The following is a 24,562-nucleotide window of genomic DNA, read 5'->3' as shown; positions in this document are numbered from 1 at the left end:
ACATTGTGTTGTGTATTAGTATATAATAATTTCTCAAACAAAATAGTAATATTTTAATATTATACAATAAACAAATGTAAATTGAGCCATGTGTCCAAGCCTCATAACACACCCATCATTTCATCAGGTCGGGGCGCTCAAAATATTGCAAAGATCCTTACAGAATTCAAAATATCATTCTCTAAACATCCTACGGGAAAGGTATCCCGACATCATGCTTTCAACACGAAAGCGGATAAACACTTTATTTCAGATCGAGGGAGAAGTGTACCGCTTTCGGAGAATGGGTTAGCGAGCCCAGAGAGACAATATCGGCGCAGCCGGCAAAATCCATAACATTGTCCTTGGTGATGTTGCCCGAGGCCTCGATCAATATGTCTTTGTGGATGAGCTTTGTTTTTTTCATCAGTTCTTTGGTCTCCGAAGGTGACATGTGGTCGGCCATGATGATGTCAGCCCCCATCTTTGCCGCTACGATCCCGTCAGTGATGTTCGTTACTTCTATCTCCACTTTGATCCCATCGGGCACATTACTGGTGCGTTCCATCGCTTTCGAAACGCCGCCGCAGGCAAGTATGTGGTTGTCTTTGATGAGGATCATGTCGTAGAGTCCGTTCCTGTGAGGCCATCCCCCTCCAAGAGCGATGGCTTTTTTTTCAAAGGCTCTGAATCCTGGCGTGGTCTTCCGTGTACCGGCGATCATCAGGTGCTTGTCCCTCTCCCTCACTTTCGTCATGATCGAATTTGTTTCGGTGGCAATGCCGCTCATCCTCATGAGGAAGTTCAGAGCGACCCTCTCCCCGGTCAGTATACTGCGCAGAGGGCCCTCAACGATCATGACATCGGTATCTTTTCGAACTCTTTCCCCGTCAACGACAAGCTGTTCCGAGTCTGCGCCGAGAAGCCTGAATATTTCTGCGGCTTCTTCCAGCCCCGCTATTACAGCGTCCTCCTCGCACATGATCACAGCCTTTCCTAGGATATCTGGGACAAACATCTCCGTAGTGATGTCACCGGATCCGACGTCCTCATCCAGGAACGGTCTCAGATCCATCTCAGACATCCAGCTCGAATTCCTTTCCGAGTTCGGGAAGAATAACGTTGTAGTCTTTTAGATCGTCAAGGAAGAGTTCTCTTGTTTCAGAATGCATCAGGACGATGTTCTCGGGATTGCATTTTTTGGCGAACTGCACTATCTCGTCATGTCCGGCATGCGCCGAAAAGTCGTATTTCAAGACCTCGCATTCTACTTTTACCATCTCTCCGTCGATGACTATGCTCTTTGTTTCCATCAGAAGTCTTCCGTTCGTGTCCTCTGCCTGATATCCGACCAGGATTATAGCATTCTTTGGGTCGTCCTTGAGAGCCCTCAGATACTCAAGCACGGGGCCGCCGTCGAGCATACCTCCGGTGGTGACGATTATCTGCCCCCTTCCGGCATGTTTTCTCATGCTTGCGTTCTTGACCTCTCTGAATGTCTTCTTGGCCGCACGAAGAGAGCGGGCATCCCTGAGATATTCCGGATAGTTCAGGAACAGGTTGGTGACGGACCTCCCCATCCCGTCCACCCACATATCATAATCAAGGTTCTTGAGTACCAACATGATTTCCTGAGTCCTTCCTACTGCGAAGCACGGTATTATTACCTTTCCGCCCCTGTCGATGACCTCATCGACCTTTGACAGGAATTCTTCAATGGTCTTCTCTCTTGAAGGGTGGTTCCTTCCTCCGTATGTTCCCTCGATAATGAGGTTCTTACATTTCACCGGTCTCGCGCCGAGAACGAGTTTTTGATTATCCGTGTGCAGATCGCCGGTGTAGAGGGTGCTTTCGTCGCATTTGAACTCGAACATCGTTGCGCCGGGAATGTGGCCCGCGGAATGCAGCGTGACATCAAGCTTCCCAAGTTCTATTGTGTCTTTGAAATTGAACGGCACGACAAGGTCCATGGTCTTCTCTATGTCCCCAGAAGTGTAAGGCTCGTTGTACCCCTCCGCCGCGGCGATCTTTAGGCTGTCGTACAGCATGATCTCCGAGATCTCGGCGGAAATGGGTGTCGTGAATACCTCGCATCCATCCCTTCCCACGACAGCCGGGACCATTCCGCAGTGGTCAAGGTGGCAGTGCGTCAGGAAAAGGTGGTCTATCCTCGGCGCTGTGATAGGATATTCCGGAGGCTTGGTCGGAGCCATACCATACTCTACAAGCATAGTCTTCTTGTCACCTACTATTGTCATCCCCATACGGCCGACCGTGTCCGCTCCACCGAGAAATCTAAATTTCATTATCATGTCTGATCTTTCTCCTTTGTTGTTTTTGTGCCTTTTTTGAAAGGACTTTTGTGAAAAGAGTGCCGCCCGGGCACTCTTTGACTGTGAGCAGTGAGGCCGTTCACGCAACGGCTTTTTGAATGGTATTAGATAATTACTAACCGTATATTTAGTTTCCTAATATGTGGGTATAGCGGAAAAATATCAGTTTTCGGGCGGTGTCAATGCGAAACTACTAAAATGTGAATGCTGGTTATGTGGGCATGGCAACAGCTTTGAATAACGATAAAGTAATTGGCGCGGTGGGACTAGCTGCCGTCATAGTGTTTGCAATAACGCTTATTGTGGCGATGTTCTCTGTCGGGGGCGTGGGAAATCACCCTGTGAGCGATCTCTTCACGGAAGGGATCTATAAGTACGGATGTATCATAGCCGGTATACTCGGAGCAGTATTCGGGGTACTGATAGCATTTTGGAAACCGGAATTGAAAATATTCATAGGAACAGTCCGCGGTATACTGATCGCTCTTGCAGGCATTGTGCTTGCGGTCTATGGGGCGATGGAAGGGGATGATTGGACAGTCTATCTGTTCATTGTAGTGATCGTGCTGGCAGCATTATCTGATGTGTTCTATAACTGGATAGCTGATCAGAAACTGATCATGGTATTCTCCCTGATCCTGATGCTGATAATGCTGCTTACAGGCATGCTCAGTCAGTTGAACAACGATAACTATATCCTCGGATTCGCATTCATCTTATTTGTGATCATCTGGGTATTGCTTGTGGCCCTGATGAAGTTCGCCCCTGTAGTGGAAGATCCCCAAAAGAAAGGCAAGAGATCTAATGCTAAAGAGCCCGAACCGAAAAAGAAGAACGCACCTGCACCCAGGCCGTACCCGGCAAAGAAGCCGGAACCCAAGAAACCTGAGCCCAAGAAGCAGGAGCCTCCGAAGAAGCAGGAACCCAAGAAACCTGAGCCCAAGAAGCAGGAGCCTCCAAAGAAAGTTGAGCCGAAGAAGGAACCGGCAAAGACAGAGTCAAAGGGAGAGCCTCCGAAGCTGAAGGTAATGAGTTCCAGAGAAGCGGCTGCGGCAAGGGACGCACGCAAAAAAGAGGAGCAGGCAGCCTCTGCGAAGGCTGAGCCCATACCTGAGCCCATACCTGAGCCGGAACCCATACCTGAGTCAGTTGAGGAGGTCGAGGTTGCCGAGGCGGTAGAGGTCATTTACGAGCCTGAACCGGAACCCATACCCGAGCCCATACCCGAGCCCATACCTGAGCCGGAACCCATACCCGCCCTACCAGAGCCGGTAGGGGAAAAGACTGAGCCCGAGGAGGCCGAAGAACCATTTGAAATGGAAGAGGCCACTCCGTCGGGATTACTCAGAAGGGCTACCTGGAACAAAGGTCTCAGATGCAGATTGGGGTACGGAGAACTCCAGATCCCGATCGCATATGTAAAGGCAAAGGTCGCAGTGTATCTCTTTGAAAAGGAAGGAACCGTCACCCCCGAAGTGAGGGAAAAACTCGAATCCGAGGGATGGATCGTCATGACCTTCTACGAGAAGGACATCACCGACGGCAAAGAACAAGCCGAGGAGATAAACAAGGTTGTCAAGGACAACCTCAAGGCAGAACGTGCTGCCAAGAAGAAAACCAAGAAGTGATCTCGGTAAATCAAACCTCTTCCCAAACATAATTTCTTTTTAATTTCAGAGCTTCGGTTATTACAATGTGAATTGGTAGAATGGAAAACAAGCCTTCAGAAATCACTGCTCATATGTCCTCCAGACCGAGTAACATATAAAAAGAGAAAAACACAATCTGACAATGCAGTCAGGGCTCTGATGCCAACGTTCAAAAGGAGGGTGAGAAAAAAATGTTTTGCGCGAAATGCGGGAAAAAGATCCAGGACGAAAGCGCATTTTGCCAGTTTTGCGGAGTCAGTATTCAGGCAGGCAAGACAATTACGCCCTCCGCAGACCGCATTCGACAGAGCCCGGTGGAATCCTCGATACCGATCCCCGCCGATGTCGTGCCGATCGACTACATAGGGGGCGTTTTTGTGGTATCAAACATGGAGAGCAAACTTCGCCAGCGGTCAGGCCAGCGTTTCGGGGTTATGAGTGTAGACGGGCGGCTGCTGACGTCCCTGATATTCAAATCAGACATGGGCATCCAATGCCTGGAGGGGCGGGTTCTGCTGCTTCCCGCCGATAACGGATGGGCACTGCATGATATGGAAGGAAAGCGCATAAGTAAGATTTTTTCAAAAATAATAGGGTTAGGACACGGCCTTGTTTCAGTATCATCAGAAGACCAAAAGGATAAATTTGCGCTGGCGGACATGCATGGAACATTAAGATCCGGGTTTGAATACGATGGCATCCGGCCGTTCTCGAACGGCTACGCTGTATTTATTAAGGATAAAAAAGCCGGCGCAATGGATCTGAGCGGGAATATCGTTGTGAAACCGAGATTTGCTTGGTTGAGCGACGGTGCATACGGCCAATTTCGGTACTCATCCATTGCAAACCCTGATGTAAACACGAAAGCGGGACTGGTCGATGCAAGCGATCGGATCGTGCTCAATGAGGAAAATGGGTTCAGCGGCATCGATCTGTACGGAGAGAACGTTTTTACCCACAGCGTCACCTATAATTACAGTAGATGGAACAACAGAACAGAGACGTTCTACTCCATCTCTGCAACCGGGTATTATTCACACGGTGAGGTCATCAAAGCCAAATATCTTTTTATCGGGGAAGAGAGCGAGGGACTGCGTTCGTTCGTTTCTTATACGCAGTCTTCACCGTTGCCGAGGGCGGGGCAGGGTCGGTTCGTCGTCGGCTACATGGATGAGCATTGGAACAATGTTATCGTGGTCGCGGAGATCGACGCACCGACCGGGTTTGAATTTGCGGAGTTTCTTCACGGAACGGATTTCAGCACAAGGCTGACGCCATTCAGAGAGGGGAGAGCATTAGTTGCGGTACAGGGAAGCGCCGGAACAATGCGGAACGCCCTGAAGGGGCACGACTTCATCGGGCAGCCGCGGTGGATCGACAGAGACGGAAACGTGTTGTCGGTGATGCCAAAAGAGAGTGTTCCCGCATACATCGCCTCCTCTGTCAAAACGGATGAGAGTGAATATAAAGGAGAAATGAAGAAACTTGCAGAAAAGCTTAAAGGGATGGGGTACGACCCTCTCGGCAAGGTGTTGTCGTGCGGTTTGGTATGTATCTGGTATCGAAAAAATAAGTTATATGGCTATGCGGACGAGAGTGGCGCGGTCGTCGTGGATCCGGTCTATAAAATGGCGACGTCCTTCAAAGATGATGTAGCATGGGTGCAGCAACAGAATGGACAGTATCAGATCCTGCGGCTCAGAAAAAAAGGATAATGTGTTCCATGGAGAAAGACTCTCACACAGGCGGCCGCTCAGGCTGTTATGTCTGGGGGTCGGCGCAAGTTTTTAAATGTATATACTATTGACATAACTGGGATGCAAATGGATTCAGGTATGGTCAGCCGCAGTCTGAAGAAAATATTCGATACAGACAACGAGGTCTACAGCACAAGGATGGCCTTTGTTTTTTGTCTTGTTATCTCAGTGTTGCTGTGGTGGATCCCGGTGTTCGGGCCGGCGGTAGCCGGTTATGTCTGCGGAAGGAAGACAGGATCAATGGTGAAAGGACTCATCTGCTCGCTGATAGCCGGTGCACTTCTGCTTCTTATTATATGGGGTTTATCTTCGCTTGTTCTCAGGCACGGCGGGTACCCCGGAATTCCTGCGAATGAGGCCGCAGCATCTCTGACCGGGATAGTCGGCGCTACCGCTTCGTATCTCAAGACATTCTTCGTCGACGGCACATCAAATCTGGACCTTATGGGCCTGGGTGTGGTGACCGTGTTCGGAGGAGTGGGAGGGATCCTGTCGAGACAGGCCCGCAAGGAAGCGGCATTCCTGATCGCGACCGGAGCGACCGAAGGCACGATAAGGCCGGTCGCCAGGTCGGTGCGGCTTTACAGCGTCAATAAAGAAATGGGATTCAAAGCATTCGATGACTGCATCACCGCCCAGAGGATGACGACGAACGAGAACAAAGAGGTAAATCCGAGCCGGAAGGAGCCGGAAGAGGAAAAGGGGAAAGCCAGAGAGGGAAGGCCGGTGGTAACGACGGTACAAACGGTCACGACCACGGTATCAGGAAAGACCGCTTCCACGCAGAGCAAAGAGTCAAAGAGCCCCTTCGCCGACATTCTCGACAGATCTCTCAAAAAAGATAAATAAACACGCATCCGCGCCTGCTGAAAATATTTTAATATGGTCAGATGTTGTCCTAACAGTAGAGGTAAAGATTTGTTCTGTTCCACATGCGGTTCGATGATGTTCCCGAAAGACGGAGTATATGTCTGTTCCTGCGGTCACAAAAAAGAGATCAAAGGAAAGGCCCAAGTTTTCGTCACAGACTCGGAGGACCGGGAGACGACGGTAATAACGGAAAATGTTGCGACTCTCCCGAAAACAAGGATCGCCTGTCCCGAGTGCAGTAACGGCGAAGCGTATTTCGTCATAAGACAAACACGCGCGGCCGATGAGCCCGAGACCAGAATATACCGCTGCTGTAAATGCAGTTATTCGTGGAGAGAGTACTGAGCCTCAGGATGAATGTTGGTGATCAAATGTTCAAAGCGGAAATAAAATCGGAAACCCTGAAGGGACTGGTCAACATCATCTCGACACTCATAGACGAGGTAAAATTCACGATTAATCAAGAGGGGATGACGCTTAAAGCGGTCGATCCGGCGCATGTCGCTATGATCGAGCTCAAAGTAAAAGCGAAGGCTTTCGAATCGTACTCGGCCAGCGAGACAGAGATAGGATTGGATCTGGACAAGGTAAAAATGGTCCTAAAACTGGCCGGCCAGGGTGACATAATTGCCATGGAGCAGGACGAGAACAAAGGAAGGTTCGTTTTCAGGATAGGGAACATAACAAGGTCGATGAACCTTGTTGATACATCCAGTATGACCGATCCTAAAGTGCCGCAACTCTCGCTTTCGGCGAATGCGGTCATGATGGTCGACCAATTGCAGAAAGGGATACGTGCGGCAGAATCGATCTCGGATCACATCGCCCTCAGAGCTAACCCGGAGTTCTTCGAGCTGTCCTGCGAAGGAGACACTGACGATGCAAGTTTGAAACTCACCATCGGAACAGACCTGGAGAGCTTAGAAGTGCCGTCGCCGGTACACAGCCTGTTCCCTCTGGATTACTTCGCGAACCTGTTGAAGGCCATACCCGCAGGTACGAAGGTAAGGGTCGAGCTGGACAGCGATTATCCTGTGAAACTGGTGTTTGGGCTCGCCAACGGCGAGGCCAAGGTAGTGTACTTCCTGGCACCGAGGATCGAGAGCGACTGAGGGTTCATTGTCATGGTATATACGATAGAGGAGCTGGAGAAGAAGGCGAACATCCTTAGGCTGGATGTAATAGAGGCTACTTCAGCGGCGGGGTCGGGACATCCCGGAGGCTCTTTATCGGCAGCGGATTTGGTGACCGCCCTCTATTTCAGGGTCATGAATCATGACCCTCAGGACCCGCAGTGGGAGGACAGGGACAGATTCATACTTTCAAAAGGCCACGCTGCGCCCATATTGTACGCTGCGCTTGCCGAATCGGGTTATTTCCCCAAAGAGGAACTATTAAGATTAAGGAAACTCGGCTCTCCTCTGCAGGGGCACCCGGTAAGAGGGAAGGTCCCCGGAGTGGAGATGTCCACAGGTTCTCTGGGGCAGGGCCTCAGTATGGCATGCGGCATCGCGTTGGCCGGAAAACTCGACAAGAAAGCATACAATGTGTTCTGTTTGCTTGGAGACGGAGAGCTTCAAAGCGGACAGAATTGGGAGGCGGCGATGTTCGCCCATCACTATCATCTCAACAATCTGATCGCATTCGTGGATCGCAACCGTCTCCAAATAACCGGCTGCACAGAGGCCGCAATGTCCTTGGAACCGCTTGTCGATAAGTGGAAAGCGTTCGGATGGAATGTCATCATTATCAACGGCCACAGCATGATCCAGATATTGGAGGCGTGTGCCAAAGCAAGGCAGGCGGAGACCAATCCGACAGTAGTCATCATGAACACGATAAAAGGAAAGGGCGTGTCGTTCATGGAGAACAACTGCGACTTCCACGGAAAGTCATGCAAGGCATCCGAGCAGAAAATAGCGGTAGAAGAGCTGGGGTGCAGGATATGACCGGAAAGAAGCTTGCTCAAAGGAACTATTACGGTAAGGCACTCGCCGACCTTGCGGCAAAGGATCAAAACGTAGTCGTGCTCGATGCGGACCTGGCGGATTCAACGAAAACATCAGAATTCAAGAAAGTGGCGCCGGAAAGATTCATCGAAATGGGCATCGCAGAGCAGAACATGATCGGCGTGGCATCGGGGCTCGCAGCTTCCGGGAAGACCGTGTTCGCATCAACGTTCGCAGTGTTCGCAAGCGGAAGATGCTGGGAGCAGATAAGGCTTGCAGTCGCATATCCTAAACTGAATGTGAAGATCGTCGCAACACACTGCGGAATAAGCGTGGGAGAGGACGGAGCATCGCACCAGGCACTGGAAGACATAGCGATAATGAGGGCACTTCCAAACATGACGGTCATATCGCCCGCGGATGCATACGAGACATACGCCGCGACAATGGCGATCGCAGAGTTCGAAGGCCCGGTCTATATGAGGATGGGCCGCGCAGAGTTCCCCACGATCACCGAGGAAGGTGCGGAGTTCAAGATCGGTAAAGCATCGGTCCTCAGAGAGGGAAGCGACGTCACTCTCATCGGCACGGGGCAGATGGTCGCGCTTTGCATGGAAGCGTCGGACATCCTAAAAGGGGAGTTCATCGACGCCGAGGTCATAAACATGTCCACGATAAAACCGCTGGACAAAGACACGTTGGCGGCATCGCTGCGAAAGACGGGGTGCGCCATCACCGCCGAAGAACACAGCGTCATGGGAGGGATGGGGTCGGCGGTCGCAGAGTTCCTTTCCAAAGAGATGCCGGTACCGTTCGAAATGGTAGGCACAAAGGATACATTCGGAGAATCGGGTGCCGCCGAACAGCTGCTCATCAAATACGGGCTCACCTCGAAAGATATCGCTGATGCGGCAAAGAGGTCGTTAGGAAAGAAGATGGAGTTGATAGGATGAAGATTTTCATTGACACGGCAAACCTTGACATGATAAAAGAGATCAACAGCTGGGGAATATTGGATGGCGTGACGACCAACCCGAGCTTAATAGCGAAGGAAGGCACCGACACCCCCACCAGAGTGAAAGAGATAGCCGCGATCGTGGACGTTCCGATATCTGCGGAAGCGATGTCTCTCAAAGCGGAAGACATGATCAAAGAAGGGAGAGAGCTTGCGGCGATCCACCCCAACATAAATGTCAAACTTCCGATGTGCATCGACTCCCTGAAGGCGACAAAAGTACTGTCAAGCGAGGGAATAGACGTCAACATGACGCTCATCTTCTCCGCTCAGCAGGCTTTGCTTGCGGCAAAGGCCGGGGCAAGGTATGTTTCACCGTTCGTCGGACGCCTGGATGATATAGGGGCGTACGGAACGGACCTGCTGGGTCAGATCGTTACCGTGTTCTCCAACTATGGGTTCCGGGCAGAGGTCATCGCGGCAAGCATCAGGGGGCCCATTCACGTCTTGGAAGCGGCGACGCTCGGCTGCGATATTGCCACCATTCCATACAATGTGCTGCTGCAGATGGTCTCCCACCCCAAAACCGACGAGGGTATACAGAACTTCATCAAGGACTATGAGAAGTCCAAGAAGAAATGATCGGAAAATATGATGCCGCGGTGATCGGCGGCGGACCCGCCGGAACGATAACGGCCGGCATTTTGGCAGAGGATTACGAGGTGGTCGTTTTTGAGGAACATTCATCGTCGGGGTTGCCTATGCAGTGCGCGGGTCTGGTCACGCAAGGCGTTCTGGATATGTGCGAGGTCGTCCCGGAGATATTGAACAGGATCAAAGGCGCGGATGTTGTTTTTCCGGGCGGCGGAAGGATCGAAGTGAGATCGAAAGAAACAAAGGCGCTGCTGATCGACCGTACCGATCTGGATAGAAAACTGGCAGACAAGGCATCGGATAAAGGCGCCGAGATCAGATACGGAACAAAGTACTCTGCGCACAAGACGACCGAAGATGGCGTCCTTATCGAAGCGGACGGGAAAGAGATAATTTCGAAACTGATAATAGGTGCCGACGGACAAGGCTCGGCAGTGGCGATGTCCTTGGGCAACAATCTGCCAAAAGAATATGTCAGCGGGATCGAAGTCGATGTAAAACACACATCTGTATACGACGACATCATGGTCTTGAGGATAGGCTCCGAATTTGCACCCGGGTTTTTCAGCTGGGAGATACCGTTCGGAGATATGACCAGAATAGGGCTGTGCGTCAATCCGGAAAAAGGCATACCCATCGAGTACCTAAAAAAACTGATGAAGGAACTGAACATCGGAACCGATGAGATAACATCAAAATATGCCGGAAAGATACCTCTCGGCGGAAGACCCAGATCATTCGGCGAAAGGACGCTTCTTATAGGCGATGCCGCAGGACAGGTTAAACCGGTATCCGGCGGCGGCCTGCAGCCGATATGCAAAGCGGCGCCCATCCTGGGAAGGATCGCAAAAGAGAGTATCGCCGAGGACAGAACATCGTCGGAATTCCTTTCCGGATACGAAAAAGAGTGGAAAAAAGAGCTCGGCCGCGAACTGTCGAACGGTTACAGGATAAGGAAGATCTACAACAGCTTATCCGACGAGAAGTTCGATAAGGTGTTCGGGATCATCGACAGAGAAGATATCCGATCGATATTGAACGGCATCGATCTTGACAACCCCAGCGGCGTTGCGCGGCCTATGCTGAAACATCCCGGGGTCGGCATAAGGCTGCTCCCGATGATCATGCGGGGGCTGCTATGAGAATAATGAAGCAGGCCCGCATAATGTCATCGGAGGCATCCGATGTGATACCGTACCTTATGGAGATGGGACTTATCGAACGTTCGGCAAAGATATCCAAAGACGGAGACAGCAGACTGGTCCCCATTACTCCCGGAATGGAGGACGAGATCGCCAAAATGGGATATGAGATAACGGAAGGGCCGGCTTACACAATGGAAAGAAGAAAGCCTCAGGAACGCATTCTCAATGAGCTTTCCGACCTTCCGAAAGAGGTCACATCTTCCTTGCCGATGAAATGGGAGTATGTCGGCGATGTTGTGATATTGAAGATGGATAATGTGTGCCTTCCATACAAAGAAAGGATCGGAAAGGCATATGCGAACATCCTCGGAGCAAGGACCGTATGTGCAGATCTGAACGGAATAGCAGGGGAATTGCGAAGACCCAGCACAGAAATTATCTATGGAAGCAGGACCGAATCGGTAAGACTCGAGAACGGCATTCTTTATGAGTTCGATGTCAGTAAGATAATGTTCGCTTCGGGGAATGTGGAGGAGAGGCACCGTATGGGGGAGCTCGACTGCAAAGATGAGACGATCGTCGATATGTTTGCGGGGATAGGATACTTCACACTCCCGATAGCTAAGTTCACCGGAGCGAGGAAAGTGTTCGCGTGTGAAAAGAACAAGGACTCTTATCTGTATTTGGTAAAGAACGCAGAACGGAACGGTGTCTCCGAAAAGGTCATACCGATGCTGGGAGACAACAGGAACATACCCGGAAAAAGATTTGCGGACAGAGTTCTTTTGGGGTATGTGCAGACAACCTCCGCTTTCATTCCCAAAGCGTTGGAGATCGTCAAGCACGGCGGTACGATCCATTATCATGATACATTCTATGTGAATGAATATAAAGAAAAGATAGAAGAGATATTCACAAAGGCGGCCGGGGATAAGTTCGAGATAGAGAGGATAAAAGAAGTAAAATCATTTGCTCCCTCGGTATCCCATTACGTTGCAGATGTGAGGATACTTTAAACGGATTCTCCGGAGCTGCTGGCTGTCAGCAGCGTGTTCATCGCATCACGGTACTTCTCGCCGTTAGCATCGATGACGGCCTTTGCAAACGGCACAAGGAAGTCCGTAAAACTTTTCTCATCCGGAGTGAGGTTCAGAGGCAGTTTGGCTGCAGGGTCCGCAGCAAGTATGAACGCAGCCGAGACCGATCTGTAGTTTGAGCCTTTCATCGTTTCGGAAGCAAATGCCGTATTCACCATCCCGCATCCTCCCACCTTCGCCGCTTTCGCCAGATTGTCTGCGAGTTTCGTCATCGGCCCCGGTTTTTTGAATTCGGGAAGGCTTGCCACAACATCTGCGGAGACGAACGTCTTGCGGGTGTCGCAAAGCACCTGGGACGGGGCGTTCTTCGGCTTCTCGGTTATCCTGTCTGCGTGAGACTTTGAGGTATGATGAACTACCAAATCTCTCCAGTGCTCGTCCCAAAGATGAACAAGCACCTCGGAGGTCTTGCCGCTCCTTATGACAACGGACTCAGGCACTGCGGTCAGGAACGATTTGATCGTGGCCTTCTCTTCCGGCGGCCCGGAAAGGGCGTTGACAAAAGCATCCAGATCGGAACCGTAGTTCTCTGTTCCTATGACGTATGTGGAATTCCCGCCCTTCTTGAGGCTGCCTAATTTCTCTCTCTTTATCGTGCTCAACAATGTTCTGTCGTTAAGCTCGCCGCGAAGGTATTTTTTCAGAGTATCCCCTTCGACCTTCTCGCTGCCGGATTCTTTTGCGGAGTGATAAGGATGTAAAATGCTGATCTCGATGTCATCCAGCGGTTCGACCGCACAGATCTGGGATATCAGATATTGGACGGTGGAGACCTCTTTTGCGCAGTTCTCGCAGATCCTGATGTGTTCGTTCGCAGATTTGATCTTAATGTCGAGTATCAGGGCGTCTTTGTGTCCGCAGTCCAGCCCGTCATCCTTGAATTCATAGGGGGTCTCCCAAAATGCTTCGTAAAGGTAATCTTCCGGCATGTTCGGGAAGTTGGCGCATACCAACCCGTCGCGGAAAGAGTAAAGATGAAGTTTCTCTCTTTTTATGAACTGATTGTAATAAAGAAGTCTTATCTTCGGATCGTCGTAGTATTGGCATCCGATAAGTTTATCGTTGCCCACCGAACCCCTGACAACGAACGATACTTTTTCCCCTCCGACCGTGGCGGTAGCAAGCAAAGGTATCTTGCCCGCCGCACTCAGGGAGATGGTCCCGGCATATGCTTTGGCCATGTCATCAGATCCCTTGGATGCGAATTTAAGAAGCGTCTCAGCATCGCCTCTGTATCTGGAAATATCGTCTATAGTCTTGAAGGTCCTATCGAAAAGACACTTTCGGCAGTTCCCGGCGCACATCGGCCTGAGCAAAGCCGGGTCGTTGGCGATCTTTCTGGAACGCTCAAGGATCTCGCTCTCGAGTCTTTTCGGTGCCTGTTTGACGCCTCTCATCCTAAGACGTTTCTTCTCTGCCATATCATTACCCAATAATGTTCATTCTTAAATAGGTGATGAAAAAACAATGTTCTGCCTTTGAGCGATACCCAGCACAATATTGTAGATACTTATTAAATCTCAAAAAACACTCTTGGATTTGTGACAGACACAGTCAAAGCAACGGCCTCGGACATAAAAGAAATGAAGATCAGAGGGGCCGGCAGGATAGCGCGTGCGGGAGCATCTGCGATGGGGAAGTTCGCCGAGGATTACAACGGCGGTTCGCTTGAAGACTTCAAAAAAGATATCGACAAAGCAAAAAAGATCATTCTCGACTCCAGGCCGACAGCCGTTTCTTTATGGAATGGGGTGCAGGCAAGTGTCAAGGACGTCGGCAGCGCCGCATCGCTCGGCGAAGCAAAAGCATCGGTCGTGCGCAACGCAGCATCTTTTGTCAAGATGTCGTCGAGCGCAGTGGAGACAATCGCCAAGATCGGTGCAAAGAGGGTAGAGAAAGGAGACACGCTTCTCACACACTGCAACAGCAGTGCTGCATTGGGCATCATAAAGGAGGCCCATTTGCAAGGCAAGGACATAAAAGTGTATGCCACGGAATCCCGTCCGTGGAGGCAGGGATTGTTAACGGTCAAAGAGCTTTCCGACGCAGGGGTCGATGTCACACTTATCATCGACAGCGCCGTCCGTGCTGTGATGAAGGATATAGACAAAGTGTTCGTCGGCGCAGACACGGTCACATCGAACGGTGCGCTGATAAATAAGGTCGGAACATCGCAGCTGGCACTTGCCGCGAACGAGGCACGCGTTCCATTCAGCGTCTGCACCGAGACGTACAAGTTCTCTCCCATGACAATATTCGGGGACATGGTGGAGATAGAGGAAAGGGACTGCGGAGAGGTAGTAAAAGCGGACGAGATATCGAAGGGAGTAAAGATCTACAACCCTGTATTTGACACAACTCCGGCAAAATATATCGATGCATACATAACGGAACTCGGAGTCATATCTCCAGGATCCGTCTATGATGTTATGGTAAAACAACTTGGGAATGACATATTTAAATGAGGGATAAAAATGGTTAAAACATATTCATATCTGCATTTGGGGGAGAAGATCGACCTTGACGCGCACGTCGTCTGCAAATATCGTGTGACGACCGATCTGCCGATAGAAGAAGCGGCCAATGCGATTGCCGCGGAGCAGTCCACAGGAACATGGACGGGGATAACAACACTGCACGATAAGGAATTCAAAATGTGCAGCGGGAAGGTAATAGACATTACCGGCAACATGGTGACGGTAGCATTCCCGGAAGAGGATTTCGATATAGAGTTGGGTGGGATCCCGCAGGCACTCAGCATCATCTCGGGGAACCTCTTCGGCCTGGAGGCTCTGCAAAAAGTAAGGCTGGAGGATGTGGAATTCCCATCCGGAATACTGAAAAAATTCAAGGGACCGAAATTCGGGGCCGACGGCATCAGGAAGCTTGTGGCCCGCCCGGAGAAGCCCCTTGTCGGAACGATTGTGAAGCCGAAGATCGGTCTTTCCCCGAAAGACACCGCAAAATACATCTATGAAGGGGGGACCGGAGGGCTGACCAACAGCAAAGACGACGAGACCCTTGTGGACCAGAAGTTCTGTCCGATAGAGACGAGGACGAAACTGATCGCAGAAAAGCTTGATATACTGAAAGAGGAAGGCCACAAGATGATCCACTCCATAAACATCAGTACGAGAGGGGACAAGATAGTGGAGCTGGCCGAGGACGCTCAGTCGTGGGGTGCGACGATACTTATGATAGATGTTGTCACAACAGGGTTCGAAGCCGTCAAAGCCGTTGCGGAGAACCCCAAGATCAAGGTCCCGATCCACATTCACCGCACAATGCACGGTGCTTTCTCGAGAGACCCCCTTCATGGCATATCCATGCTTCCGATCACAAAATTGGTAAGGATGTGCGGAGGGGATGCCACCCATATAGGGACATTCGGAGTAGGTAAGATGGCAGGCACATTGGAGGGCGACCGCGAATGCCTGGACGAATGCCTGAGAAAGGACAAAAGATACAAGACGATGATGCCGATCTGTTCCGGCGGAGTATATCCAGGGATGATCGGCACAATGATCAAAGCCTCCGGGTTCAATGTACAGGTACAGGCCGGCGGGGGAGTGGCTGGGCATCCCGGAGGGGTAAAGATGGGTGCCATGGGTATGTGCCAGGCAGTGGATGCCGCATTCAAGGGCATAGACGTCGCCACATATGCGAAGACCCACCCGGAGCTGCAGACAGCGCTTGACCTATGGGGAGTAAAATGAATCTCAAGGCAAGGTTCCTGGATATAAGCACAGAACCGTTGATACTGATAAACCCGGGAGATGCCGCTCAGATCGGCGGCAAGGACAACGACCGTGTGAAAATAGACGGAAAGAGATCGGCGATCGCGCTTCTGAACGTCTCCGACTTTGCCGAACCCGGAGAGGCGATACTTTCCGCGAACCTTCAGAGCAAAATAGTCGCTTCGGACGGCGACGATCTCCGCATCATTTATGCCAGCGGACCGGAGTCCGTCAGAAGCATCCGGAAGAAGATGGATAACAAGAAACTCACCAAGGAAGAGATCCACGATATAGTGGTGGATATCCTTGAGAACAGGCTCTCCAAGATCGAGATATCGGCCTGGCTGACCGCATTGTACATAAACGGCATGGATATAGAAGAGATAGCGGCGTTCGCCCGGGCGATGGCCGACACCGGCGATAAAGTCGAATTCGACCGCACTCCGGTGTATGATTTCCACAGCATGGGAGGAGTTCCAGGCAACAAAATAACTCCCATAGTGGTATCCATCGTTGCCGCTGCGGGGCTGATGCTTCCGAAAACGTCGTCCAGAGCGATAAGCAGCGCCTGCGGGACATCAGATTTCGTAGAGACCTTCTGCGATATCGAACTGGATGCCGCGAATCTGAAAAGAATATCGGAAAAGGTCGGCGGGGTATTCGCATGGGGAGGTTCTATGAACCTCGCGCCGGTGGATGACATGGTGATAAAGGTGGAACATCCGCTCGGGATCAACCCGCGTGCGCAGATGCTCGCATCCATAATCAGTAAGAAACTGGCGATCGGTGCGACGCATCTGGTCATGGATATCCCCACAGGTGCGGGTACCAAGGTCCCGACGATAGAAGTGGCAAAAGCATACGCCAGGGATTTCATGGACCTCGGAGAGAAACTGAACATACATATCGAATGCGCGATAACCTATGCCGATCAGCCGGTCGGAAGCGCGATAGGCCCGAAACTCGAGGCCAGAGAGTGCATACGCATACTGGAAGGACAAAAACATCCTTCCAGTGTTATCGAGAAGGCCTGCGACCTTGCGGGGATGATTTTGGAAATGGGCGGATTCGCCAACGGCTCCGAGAAAGCAAGAGAGATATTGGATTCAGGTGCCGCGATGAAGAAGTTCAGAGAGATAGTTGCCGCGCAGAACGGGAACTACGACATCAGGTCCGAAGACCTGGTCCCCGGAGAGTTCGTAGAGGACGTGATATCTCCGTCTGCCGGATATGTCCACTCGATCTCCAACAAAGATCTGGTATCTATAGCGATCGCAGCGGGTTCCCCGTCCGACAAAGGCGCCGGCCTGCTCATAATGAAGAAGAAAGGCCAGAGGGTGGAGAGGGGAGAGTTACTGTTCCAGATATACGGGGACAGCAAAGCGAAGGTAGACAGGGCCAAGGAGTTGGCGACCAAGTACAAACCGTTCGATATCGAAGGAATGCTTCTGAAGAAGATAGCTCCTCCGAGGACAAGGTAAGATGCGGGCGCTGTGCTTCACGGTCGATCTCGACAGGGATGTGAACATTCAGATAGAAGGCGGCCGTGCCGCGGGATCCATTGACAGAGGAAGCGGTACCGGACCGAGATTCTCCTCATCATTGAGAGGGTTATCGATACTGGTCGATCTTTTGGATGAGATTGGGATGAAAGCGACATTCTTCGCTGAGGCCTCGACGCTGAGGAATGTGGATGCGGAGACGCTATCGGGCCATGAGGTCGGTATACACGGAATGGACCACGAGGACCTGACACTGATAAAAGGAATGGACAGTAAAAGAAGGATAATCGAAGATGCTTCGGCGGTCATCAAAGACACAGTGGGAACGAAGCCGGAAAGCTTCAGAGCACCGTACATGAGAATAGACGAAGAGACCGTCGGCCTCCTTCCGGAAGTCGGGATCAAGACCGATTCGTCCCGTTACGCCGCCGTCTCCGGATCGATGATGCCGAAAAGGATCGGCAGCGGATTGTGGGAGGTCCCCGTCCCGGAAGGGAAGGATGAACACGGTAAGAAAATAACCGCATATCTGTGGCCAATGCACGAGTCAAAGAGAGAACCTGAAGATTATCTTCGGCTTGCATCGGTCATGGATGAGGGAGCATTCGTTCTCTCGACGCACACCTGGCACATGGTGGAATCCAGAGAAAGAGGAATGATGTCCGCTGACGAGATCGGAAAGAACACGGACAACTTAAGAAAGGTGTTGGAAGAGACGATCGACATGGGGATGAGACCTCTGACCATGGCAGATGTAAGGAAGAGGATGGAAGCGAACCCACGCTAAAATAATATAATAGAGGGGCCTTCAAAGGGATGGTGAAGTTTTGTCCGAACTGATACTTGGAAAGACGGTATCCGAAAGCATATACTCAGAACTCAGAGTAAGGATAGAGGCACTCAAATCAAAAGGGACGACGCCGGGTCTGGCAGTCGTACTTGTGGGGACCGATCCGGCATCCGAAGTATACGTTAGGATGAAAGGGAAGAAGTGCGAAGAGCTGGGCATGCATTCTGTTACGGTGGTAATGCCGGAGAACACATCCGAGGCCGATCTTCTGAAGAAGGTCTCGGAGTTGAATAAAGACAGTTCCATACACGGTTTCCTGGTACAGCTGCCTCTTCCGTCCCACATCGATGAGAAGAAGGTCATAAACGCAATAGACCCGAAGAAAGATGTGGATTGTTTCCATCCGGTCAACGTAGGTAAAATGCTCATCGGCGAACCCGATTTCCTTCCGGCTACCCCGGCGGGGGTCCAGCAGATGCTGGTAAGGTCCGGAGTGGACACGAAAGGGAAGCACGTGGTCGTAGTAGGGAGGAGCAACATCGTCGGAAAACCTATGATGGCGATGATGGTGCAGAAGGGTGACGGAGCGGACTCGACGGTCACGGTCGTTCATTCAAGGACAAAAGACCTGCCGTCGATAACCAGGCAGGCGGATATATTGATAGTTGCGATCGGCAAGGCCAATTTCATCACGGCAGATATGGTAAAAAAAGGAGTGGTCGTTATCGACGTGGGTACGAACAGGATAGAAGATCCGAGTTCTCCTAAAGGAACCAAACTGGTCGGGGATGTTGAGTTCGAGGGTGTGAAGAACAAAGCATCCAAAATAACCCCGGTACCCGGGGGCGTCGGGCCGATGACGATATGTATGCTCATGGCCAACACAGTGGCCGCGGCCGAAAAAGCTAATGTTTCAAGGTGATTCAAATTGATGAGAGAATGCGAGGAACACGGATACTTCCGTGATGAATACTGTCCGATATGCGGTGAGGAAGGAAAGTTCCTGATGAGTGACTTCGAGGTCGAAAAGATAGGAAGGACGATGGCAGGCATACTCAGGCACGGGAAATACGAGTTAGAGATGGACGACCAGGGGTTCGTTGATATGAGGGACATCGTCGCGGTGATAAAGACGAAATACCCCAGGATGAAGTGGTTAAGGACCCACCACATAGAAGCTATGGTGGAGACGGACCCGAAAGGAAGATACCAGATATCGGGATCGGATGTAAGGGCGACGTACGGCCACACTATAGAGCTGAGCCTCAGGCACCCCGTCGACGACATTCCGGAGATACTCTACTACCCTGCGAACGAAGAAGAATGCGAGAAGATCCTGAATGAGGGGTTATTCCCGACGGACAGGGCGATGGTCCACCTTTCGCGCTCATACCAGGATGCGGCGAGGGCGGGATCCGTCCGAGAAGAGGAGCCGATCATATTGGCCATAGATACGGTGGGATGCATCGACGCAGGCATCGAGATAGGAAGGGCCGCAAAAACAGTGTTCCTCTGCGATCAGGTACCGTCAGAATTCATTTACATCGCAGACAAAGAAGAGGAAGCTTACGATGAAGAAGACTCTGAGGAAGAGGAAGAGGATTGAACATGGTGCAGATCCTACGGCCTGACGAGGTCAAGAAGAAGTACGGTCCGCTGTTCTGCAAAGGGTTCATTACGATGGTGGACGAGGAAAGGGGCGTCGGGCAGATAGTCGAAAAGTGCATTTCAAAGGGTCCCGGTGAATGGGATGTCGTTAACCGAAAAAGATCCGGCGGCGTGATAGACGTCATCAGGGTCGACGGCCAGACATTGATAATGGATGTGGTCATAGGGGAAAAGAAGCTCAAATTCGGGCCGGTCTCCGAACATGTCGGCGGTCAGGGGCTTGCGGCCTTCCTTGTAGAAGGCGACACGGTCAGGACAAAATGGTACGGAATAGCGGGAGCGGCCGTCGGTATCGGAGCATGCATCCCGCAGTGTGAGGATGTCATACGGACCGAATATCCGGATAATTTCAAGATCGGCGGAGCACACGTCGCTAATGCCGACATAATCACGCCGAAAAAAGTAAGGGTAATCGTAGGTGTGGACAACACCGACACCAAAGAGAGAGGCGCAACATGGGTCGCGGCCCTTAAGATGGGGAGTCTGAGCCCGATAGGCAATTTCATCGAACACAAGATAATACAGCTGAATCCTAAGGTCCCCACAAAGACAACGAACTGCTGTTCGTCCGCGGTCTCCTTTGCCGTTAAAGAGGAAGAGATACCGGCATTGATCGAATACTGCACGGAATTCATCAAAAAAGAATCGTTCTCAGGCGACTCCGTGGTCACGGTGTTCAAAGGACTTAGCATCCCCGACGGGCTGAAGGAATACGGGATCAGAGCGAAGACGGAGATCCTGACCATAGATGACGCCGTCAAGGCCGCCGAAGAGAACGGCGTAACGATCATCAGCGTGACGGGTCTGGAAGGCAGCATCGGCGCCGTTGCCGCAGTGGGATGTTTCGACATGGGCTACGAGGCCGCGGGAATACCGGAGGATTTCAGGTGAATACATGAAGCTGCCTGAGGTAGTTTCAAAGAAAGCCTACTCGAAATACCAAAAGGACCTGATCAAAGAGATACACGAGGGCCCCCTCCCAAAGCACATTGCGGTCATAATGGACGGCAACAGAAGATATGCCGCCGAGCTGCTGGACGGCGATAACAACGAGGGCCACCGCAAAGGAGAAGAAAAGATAGAGGAGATGCTCGAGTGGTGTCTGGATCTGAAGATACAGTATGTCACGGTCTATGCGCTTTCCACGGAGAACTTCAAAAGGGACACGGACGAGATAGACTTCATCATGAATCTTTCCGAAGCAGCCCTGTACCGTATGGCCGATAACAAGAAGATCCACGATCTGAAGGTCAGGATAAGGGTCTTCGGAGATCGTTCTACATTGCCGGACAGCGTAAAAGAGGCCATAAAATATGCTGAAGAAAAAACGGCACATCATTCGGATTTCAATTTCAATGTGGCCATGGCGTACGGCAGCAGACAGGAGATAATCTGCGCCGTCAAAGACATTGCCAGAAAGGTGGCGAACCGCGAGATAGAGATCGACGACATATCCGAAGAATTGTTCTCCGAGCATCTGTACACATCAGATATACCGGATCCCGACCTGATACTCAGGACATCCGGGGAGGTCAGGATATCCAACTTCCTGCTTTGGCAGCTTGCCTATTCGGAACTGTACTTCACGGATGTGTATTGGCCGGGTTTCAGATTCATAGATTTCCTCAGGGCGATAAGGTCGTACCAGCAGAGGGTAAGACGCTACGGGGAATGAGATGGTACGTTCCGACATTGTCTTTCTTCACGCCCCGAGCGTGTATGATTTCAGAAAAAAGACAATACTGTACGGGCCGGTCAGCGATGTCATACCGTCTTCTCCGGTCTTTGAGATGTACCCCATCGGGTTCATGACCATATCTTCCCACTTGGAAGCGGCGGGGTTCAGGACGAGGATCGTCAATCTCGCGGTGCAGATGCTTCAAAGCAAAAGGTTCGACGTCGAAGAAAGAATAAGGACGCTGGAAGCCGATGTTTTTGCGATAGATCTGCACTGGATGCCCCATGTGCACGGGGCGACGGAGATAGCTAAGATAGTAAAGAAGCACCACCCCGATTCGAAGATCGAATTCGGAGGGTTAACATCATCATATTTCTGGGAAGAACTCATACAAATGCCGGAGATCGATCTCATAATGAGAGGCGACACCACCGAGGAGCCCACCGTCAGAATGATGAGGGCACTGCAGGACGGCAAGGATCTCTCCGAGGTACCGAACCTCGTGTGGAAGGACGCCGGCGGAAAGGTCAGAAATAACGGCGTGACGTATTCCGCGGACGATCTGGATGACATCCGATTCGATTACGGTACGATGATAAAGAACACCATCAGGTATATGGATGTCAAAGGGGCGCTTCCTTGGGCCGGATGGGACAAACTCCCACTGACATCCGTGTTCTCGGTGAGAGGCTGCTCCATGAATTGTGCGGAATGCGGCGGTTCCGGATATGCGAACGGCAAGGTCGTATGCAGAAATGCTCCGGCATACAGGAGCCCGGAGAAGCTCGCCGAGGATATGGGGATGATCCAGAGTTATCTCGACACGCCGATATTCATTGTGGGCGACCTGAGGCAGCACAGCGACGGTTATGCCGAAAGATTCCTGAAAGCGGTCAAAGAGAGAGGAATAAAGAATCATGCCGTGATAGAATTGTTCGGCGGTGCCGGCCGTGAATACTTCTCGAAACTGGACAAAGCCTTCGACGGAGGCTGGAGCATAGAGTTCTCGCCGGACTCCCACGATGAGGCGGTAAGGTCGGCTCTGGGAAAGAAGTATTCTAATTCTTGTATAGAAAGGACGATCGAGGCCGCATTTGAAAAAGGGTGTAAAAGAATGGACCTTTTCTATATGACGGGGCTCCCGTTCCAGACCAGGGAGTCTGCGATCGACAGCGCGAAAGCGTCGAAGAAGCTTTGGGAACTTGTAAAAAAGGAGGACGATCTTTTCATTTACAATGCACCGTTCGCACCCTTCGTCGATCCCGGAAGCAAGGCGTTCGAAGAGCCCGAGAAATGGGGTTACAAGTTCTTCGCAAGGACCCTGGCCGAACATAAGGCCCTGCTTGAGAATCCGTCTTGGAAGCAGGTCCTTTCCTACGAGACGAAGTGGATGGACAGGAACACGATCGCAGAAACGTCGTACGATGCGGCGATAGAGCTTGCGGCTATGGCGTTCGAGTGCTCCAGAACATCCGCGGAAACCTTCGAGGAAAGGAAAGAGACGATAGAGGCGGCGCGCAGACTCATGCACGAAGTGGACGAGGTCACCGCATATCCCGACAAACAAAAAAGAGAAGGCAGACTGCTGGAAATGAAAGAGGAACTTGATATGAGGTCCATAGTCTGCGACAAGAACGATCTTTACTGGGAGGCGGGATCGGTCTGGAGAAACTCCCCGCGCATCGTTCTCGGGCTTATCCGCTCACGTAACAGGCGGAACGGTTGATCAAAGGCCCGCCCCGATGCTTTTGGAGTAGGTTTATTAATGTCCACAGTCATCGCACGACCGGTGCGGAAATGACCAAAAAGATCGGTTTCATCGGTGCCGGCAACATGGCCGAAGCTATGATAAAGGGCATCATCGACACAGGACTGTACACCTCAGACGAGATAATCGCCAGCGAAGTGTATGCCCCCAGAAGGAAGTATATCGCCGAGAAGCTCGGGATCGAGGTCCACGAGGGCAACGAGGTCCTGGCAAAGAGCACGAAGTTCATCGTTCTGTCGGTCAAGCCGCAGCAGATAGAAGAGGTTCTTGCCGGCATCAAAGGGCATCTGAAAAAGGACCACCTTATAATGTCCATTGCGGCAGGCGTTACGCTGGCAACGCTGGAATCATACGCACCGTTATGCAAGATAATACGCGTGATGCCCAACCAACCCTGCATGGTGCTTGCGAGCGCATCGGCGTTCTCCCGCGGAACAAAGGCAACTTCAGAAGACTGTTCGACGGTGGAGAATGTCCTGAAAGCGGTAGGCATATGCTACGAGGTCAAAGAGAGTCTGCTTGATGCGGTCACCGGGGTCAGCGGCAGCGGACCCGCTTACGCATATATGATGATCGAGGCATTATCTGACGGCGGGGTCCTTATGGGACTTTCGAGAGATGTGGCAACGAAACTGGCGGCGCAGACGCTGCTGGGTGCGGCGAAGACGATATTGGAGACGGGAGAGCACCCCGGAAAGATGAAAGACATCGTCTGCTCCCCCGGCGGGACAACGATCGAGGCGGTAAAGGTCCTCGAGGACCTTGGCCTAAGGTCCGCTCTGATAAACGCAGTCGAAGCGGCCGCGTTGAAATCAGCGGAAATGGGCAAAAAGTGAGCTTTTTTCATAAACGAGCCTCAAAAAGGCGATTTTATTCTTTTCAACAGATCAGTTTTTATCATCTGGCACATGGGGTTTCATGGTATCTGAGGCCATATTTTTTCCATCTGAACCGGGGCCAGCCGCCGCCCTCGGCGCCATATTCGTAGAGCCACACAGCAGCTCTCCAGACATGTGTGTACGCCTCATTTG

At 51.5% G+C, this 24,562-nt stretch carries 23 protein-coding genes; 20 read left to right on the top strand and 3 right to left on the bottom strand.

Annotation, left to right across the window (positions count from 1 at the left end; genetic code table 11):
• Nucleotides 1–244: 244 nt before the first annotated feature.
• Together nadC and Mpt1_RS06375 are read right to left on the bottom strand one after the other, a co-directional pair.
• The gene (nadC, locus tag Mpt1_RS06380; RefSeq protein WP_048113211.1) at nt 245–1,063 is read right to left on the bottom strand and encodes a carboxylating nicotinate-nucleotide diphosphorylase; all 819 of its coding nucleotides are present in this window, start codon (nt 1,061–1,063) and stop codon (nt 245–247) included.
• Nucleotides 1,056–2,285, bottom strand: coding sequence for an MBL fold metallo-hydrolase (locus Mpt1_RS06375; protein ID WP_048114005.1), 1,230 nt, complete (start codon nt 2,283–2,285; stop codon nt 1,056–1,058). Before Mpt1_RS06375 ends, nadC begins: the two co-directional genes overlap by 8 nt.
• Nucleotides 2,286–2,533: 248 nt before the next feature.
• On the opposite strand from Mpt1_RS06375, the gene Mpt1_RS07355 reads away from it, so the two are divergent.
• From Mpt1_RS07355 to Mpt1_RS06325, 10 genes are all read left to right on the top strand, one after another.
• Nucleotides 2,534–3,940 carry a hypothetical protein gene (locus Mpt1_RS07355; RefSeq protein WP_148305854.1) on the top strand — a complete coding sequence of 469 codons (1,407 nt, stop codon included), beginning with the start codon at nt 2,534–2,536 and terminating at the stop codon, nt 3,938–3,940.
• Between the two features lie 212 nt (nt 3,941–4,152).
• Nucleotides 4,153–5,676: a WG repeat-containing protein gene (locus Mpt1_RS06365; RefSeq protein WP_048113210.1), complete on the top strand. Its 1,524-nt coding sequence runs from the start codon at nt 4,153–4,155 to the stop codon at nt 5,674–5,676.
• Between the two features lie 108 nt (nt 5,677–5,784).
• On the top strand, nt 5,785–6,567 hold the full coding sequence (locus Mpt1_RS07350; protein WP_052399325.1) for a hypothetical protein: 783 nt from the start codon (nt 5,785–5,787) through the stop codon (nt 6,565–6,567).
• 33 nt (nt 6,568–6,600) lie between these two features.
• Entirely contained in the window at nt 6,601–6,933 is a 333-nt protein-coding gene (locus tag Mpt1_RS06355) for a transcription factor S (RefSeq protein WP_048113206.1), read from the top strand.
• Between the two features lie 26 nt (nt 6,934–6,959).
• Nucleotides 6,960–7,700, top strand: coding sequence for a proliferating cell nuclear antigen (pcna) (gene pcn, locus Mpt1_RS06350; RefSeq protein WP_048113999.1), 741 nt, complete (start codon nt 6,960–6,962; stop codon nt 7,698–7,700).
• A 12-nt stretch (nt 7,701–7,712) separates the two neighbouring features.
• Nucleotides 7,713–8,537 carry a transketolase gene (locus tag Mpt1_RS06345; RefSeq protein ID WP_048113204.1) on the top strand — a complete coding sequence of 275 codons (825 nt, stop codon included), beginning with the start codon at nt 7,713–7,715 and terminating at the stop codon, nt 8,535–8,537.
• Nucleotides 8,534–9,490 carry a transketolase family protein gene (locus Mpt1_RS06340; protein WP_048113997.1) on the top strand — a complete coding sequence of 319 codons (957 nt, stop codon included), beginning with the start codon at nt 8,534–8,536 and terminating at the stop codon, nt 9,488–9,490. The genes Mpt1_RS06345 and Mpt1_RS06340 overlap by 4 nt, the downstream gene beginning before the upstream one ends.
• Nucleotides 9,487–10,134, top strand: coding sequence for a fructose-6-phosphate aldolase (gene fsa, locus Mpt1_RS06335; protein ID WP_048113202.1), 648 nt, complete (start codon nt 9,487–9,489; stop codon nt 10,132–10,134). Before Mpt1_RS06340 ends, fsa begins: the two co-directional genes overlap by 4 nt.
• Nucleotides 10,131–11,288, top strand: a complete 1,158-nt coding sequence (locus tag Mpt1_RS06330; RefSeq protein ID WP_048113200.1) for a geranylgeranyl reductase family protein — start codon at nt 10,131–10,133, stop codon at nt 11,286–11,288. Before fsa ends, Mpt1_RS06330 begins: the two co-directional genes overlap by 4 nt.
• On the top strand, nt 11,285–12,307 hold the full coding sequence (locus Mpt1_RS06325; protein WP_052399324.1) for a class I SAM-dependent methyltransferase: 1,023 nt from the start codon (nt 11,285–11,287) through the stop codon (nt 12,305–12,307). The genes Mpt1_RS06330 and Mpt1_RS06325 overlap by 4 nt, the downstream gene beginning before the upstream one ends.
• Here Mpt1_RS06325 and Mpt1_RS06320 read toward each other — a convergent pair.
• Nucleotides 12,304–13,809, bottom strand: a complete 1,506-nt coding sequence (locus tag Mpt1_RS06320) for a hypothetical protein (RefSeq protein ID WP_048113198.1) — start codon at nt 13,807–13,809, stop codon at nt 12,304–12,306. The two genes, Mpt1_RS06325 and Mpt1_RS06320, sit on opposite strands and share 4 nt — an antisense overlap.
• 120 nt (nt 13,810–13,929) lie before the next feature.
• Between Mpt1_RS06320 and Mpt1_RS06315 the strand changes: the two genes are divergently transcribed.
• The 10 genes from Mpt1_RS06315 to proC all read left to right on the top strand — a co-directional run bounded on the left by Mpt1_RS06315 (nt 13,930) and on the right by proC (nt 24,367).
• Complete coding sequence (locus tag Mpt1_RS06315) at nt 13,930–14,853, top strand: ribose 1,5-bisphosphate isomerase (RefSeq protein ID WP_082007275.1); 924 nt, start codon at nt 13,930–13,932, stop codon at nt 14,851–14,853.
• A gap of 9 nt (nt 14,854–14,862) precedes the next feature.
• A complete protein-coding gene (locus tag Mpt1_RS06310) occupies nt 14,863–16,104 on the top strand; it encodes a RuBisCO large subunit C-terminal-like domain-containing protein (RefSeq protein ID WP_048113196.1) in 1,242 nt (413 codons plus the stop codon).
• Nucleotides 16,101–17,606 (top strand): AMP phosphorylase, encoded by a 1,506-nt coding sequence (locus tag Mpt1_RS06305; RefSeq protein WP_048113194.1) that lies wholly within the window; start codon nt 16,101–16,103, stop codon nt 17,604–17,606. Before Mpt1_RS06310 ends, Mpt1_RS06305 begins: the two co-directional genes overlap by 4 nt.
• Before the next feature lies 1 nt (nt 17,607).
• A complete protein-coding gene (locus Mpt1_RS06300; protein WP_048113192.1) occupies nt 17,608–18,414 on the top strand; it encodes a polysaccharide deacetylase family protein in 807 nt (268 codons plus the stop codon).
• A gap of 40 nt (nt 18,415–18,454) precedes the next feature.
• Nucleotides 18,455–19,339: a bifunctional methylenetetrahydrofolate dehydrogenase/methenyltetrahydrofolate cyclohydrolase FolD gene (gene folD / locus Mpt1_RS06295; protein ID WP_048113189.1), complete on the top strand. Its 885-nt coding sequence runs from the start codon at nt 18,455–18,457 to the stop codon at nt 19,337–19,339.
• A 9-nt stretch (nt 19,340–19,348) separates the two neighbouring features.
• Nucleotides 19,349–20,023, top strand: coding sequence for an RNA 2'-phosphotransferase (locus Mpt1_RS06290; RefSeq protein WP_048113187.1), 675 nt, complete (start codon nt 19,349–19,351; stop codon nt 20,021–20,023).
• A gap of 2 nt (nt 20,024–20,025) precedes the next feature.
• The gene (locus tag Mpt1_RS06285; RefSeq protein WP_048113185.1) at nt 20,026–20,976 is read left to right on the top strand and encodes a tRNA(Ile)(2)-agmatinylcytidine synthase; all 951 of its coding nucleotides are present in this window, start codon (nt 20,026–20,028) and stop codon (nt 20,974–20,976) included.
• Nucleotides 20,977–20,980: 4 nt separating this feature from the next.
• The gene (gene uppS / locus Mpt1_RS06280) at nt 20,981–21,760 is read left to right on the top strand and encodes a polyprenyl diphosphate synthase (RefSeq protein ID WP_048113182.1); all 780 of its coding nucleotides are present in this window, start codon (nt 20,981–20,983) and stop codon (nt 21,758–21,760) included.
• A gap of 1 nt (nt 21,761) precedes the next feature.
• The gene (locus Mpt1_RS06275; protein ID WP_048113180.1) at nt 21,762–23,489 is read left to right on the top strand and encodes a TIGR04190 family B12-binding domain/radical SAM domain protein; all 1,728 of its coding nucleotides are present in this window, start codon (nt 21,762–21,764) and stop codon (nt 23,487–23,489) included.
• A gap of 71 nt (nt 23,490–23,560) precedes the next feature.
• The gene (proC, locus tag Mpt1_RS06270) at nt 23,561–24,367 is read left to right on the top strand and encodes a pyrroline-5-carboxylate reductase (protein WP_048113178.1); all 807 of its coding nucleotides are present in this window, start codon (nt 23,561–23,563) and stop codon (nt 24,365–24,367) included.
• Nucleotides 24,368–24,562 lie beyond the last annotated feature (195 nt).

The sequence above is a fragment of the Candidatus Methanoplasma termitum genome, assembly GCF_000800805.1.
Classification (GTDB): Archaea; Thermoplasmatota; Thermoplasmata; order Methanomassiliicoccales; family Methanomethylophilaceae; genus Methanoplasma; species Methanoplasma termitum.
The sequence above is the reverse complement of the archived record's forward strand: the minus strand, read 5'-3'. Positions and strand labels throughout refer to the sequence as shown.

What these genes read in the sequence shown, in the direction of transcription:
- nadC (WP_048113211.1), bottom strand. Translation starts at nt 1,063, where the DNA reads ATGTCTGAGATGGATCTGAGACCGTTCCTGGATGAGGACGTCGGATCC.
- Mpt1_RS06375 (WP_048114005.1), bottom strand. Translation starts at nt 2,285, where the DNA reads ATGAAATTTAGATTTCTCGGTGGAGCGGACACGGTCGGCCGTATGGGG.
- Mpt1_RS07355 (WP_148305854.1), top strand. Translation starts at nt 2,534, where the DNA reads ATGGCAACAGCTTTGAATAACGATAAAGTAATTGGCGCGGTGGGACTA.
- Mpt1_RS06365 (WP_048113210.1), top strand. Translation starts at nt 4,153, where the DNA reads ATGTTTTGCGCGAAATGCGGGAAAAAGATCCAGGACGAAAGCGCATTT.
- Mpt1_RS07350 (WP_052399325.1), top strand. Translation starts at nt 5,785, where the DNA reads ATGGATTCAGGTATGGTCAGCCGCAGTCTGAAGAAAATATTCGATACA.
- Mpt1_RS06355 (WP_048113206.1), top strand. Translation starts at nt 6,601, where the DNA reads ATGGTCAGATGTTGTCCTAACAGTAGAGGTAAAGATTTGTTCTGTTCC.
- pcn (WP_048113999.1), top strand. Translation starts at nt 6,960, where the DNA reads ATGTTCAAAGCGGAAATAAAATCGGAAACCCTGAAGGGACTGGTCAAC.
- Mpt1_RS06345 (WP_048113204.1), top strand. Translation starts at nt 7,713, where the DNA reads ATGGTATATACGATAGAGGAGCTGGAGAAGAAGGCGAACATCCTTAGG.
- Mpt1_RS06340 (WP_048113997.1), top strand. Translation starts at nt 8,534, where the DNA reads ATGACCGGAAAGAAGCTTGCTCAAAGGAACTATTACGGTAAGGCACTC.
- fsa (WP_048113202.1), top strand. Translation starts at nt 9,487, where the DNA reads ATGAAGATTTTCATTGACACGGCAAACCTTGACATGATAAAAGAGATC.
- Mpt1_RS06330 (WP_048113200.1), top strand. Translation starts at nt 10,131, where the DNA reads ATGATCGGAAAATATGATGCCGCGGTGATCGGCGGCGGACCCGCCGGA.
- Mpt1_RS06325 (WP_052399324.1), top strand. Translation starts at nt 11,285, where the DNA reads ATGAGAATAATGAAGCAGGCCCGCATAATGTCATCGGAGGCATCCGAT.
- Mpt1_RS06320 (WP_048113198.1), bottom strand. Translation starts at nt 13,809, where the DNA reads ATGGCAGAGAAGAAACGTCTTAGGATGAGAGGCGTCAAACAGGCACCG.
- Mpt1_RS06310 (WP_048113196.1), top strand. Translation starts at nt 14,863, where the DNA reads ATGGTTAAAACATATTCATATCTGCATTTGGGGGAGAAGATCGACCTT.
- Mpt1_RS06305 (WP_048113194.1), top strand. Translation starts at nt 16,101, where the DNA reads ATGAATCTCAAGGCAAGGTTCCTGGATATAAGCACAGAACCGTTGATA.
- Mpt1_RS06300 (WP_048113192.1), top strand. Translation starts at nt 17,608, where the DNA reads ATGCGGGCGCTGTGCTTCACGGTCGATCTCGACAGGGATGTGAACATT.
- Mpt1_RS06290 (WP_048113187.1), top strand. Translation starts at nt 19,349, where the DNA reads ATGAGAGAATGCGAGGAACACGGATACTTCCGTGATGAATACTGTCCG.
- Mpt1_RS06285 (WP_048113185.1), top strand. Translation starts at nt 20,026, where the DNA reads ATGGTGCAGATCCTACGGCCTGACGAGGTCAAGAAGAAGTACGGTCCG.
- uppS (WP_048113182.1), top strand. Translation starts at nt 20,981, where the DNA reads ATGAAGCTGCCTGAGGTAGTTTCAAAGAAAGCCTACTCGAAATACCAA.
- Mpt1_RS06275 (WP_048113180.1), top strand. Translation starts at nt 21,762, where the DNA reads ATGGTACGTTCCGACATTGTCTTTCTTCACGCCCCGAGCGTGTATGAT.
- proC (WP_048113178.1), top strand. Translation starts at nt 23,561, where the DNA reads ATGACCAAAAAGATCGGTTTCATCGGTGCCGGCAACATGGCCGAAGCT.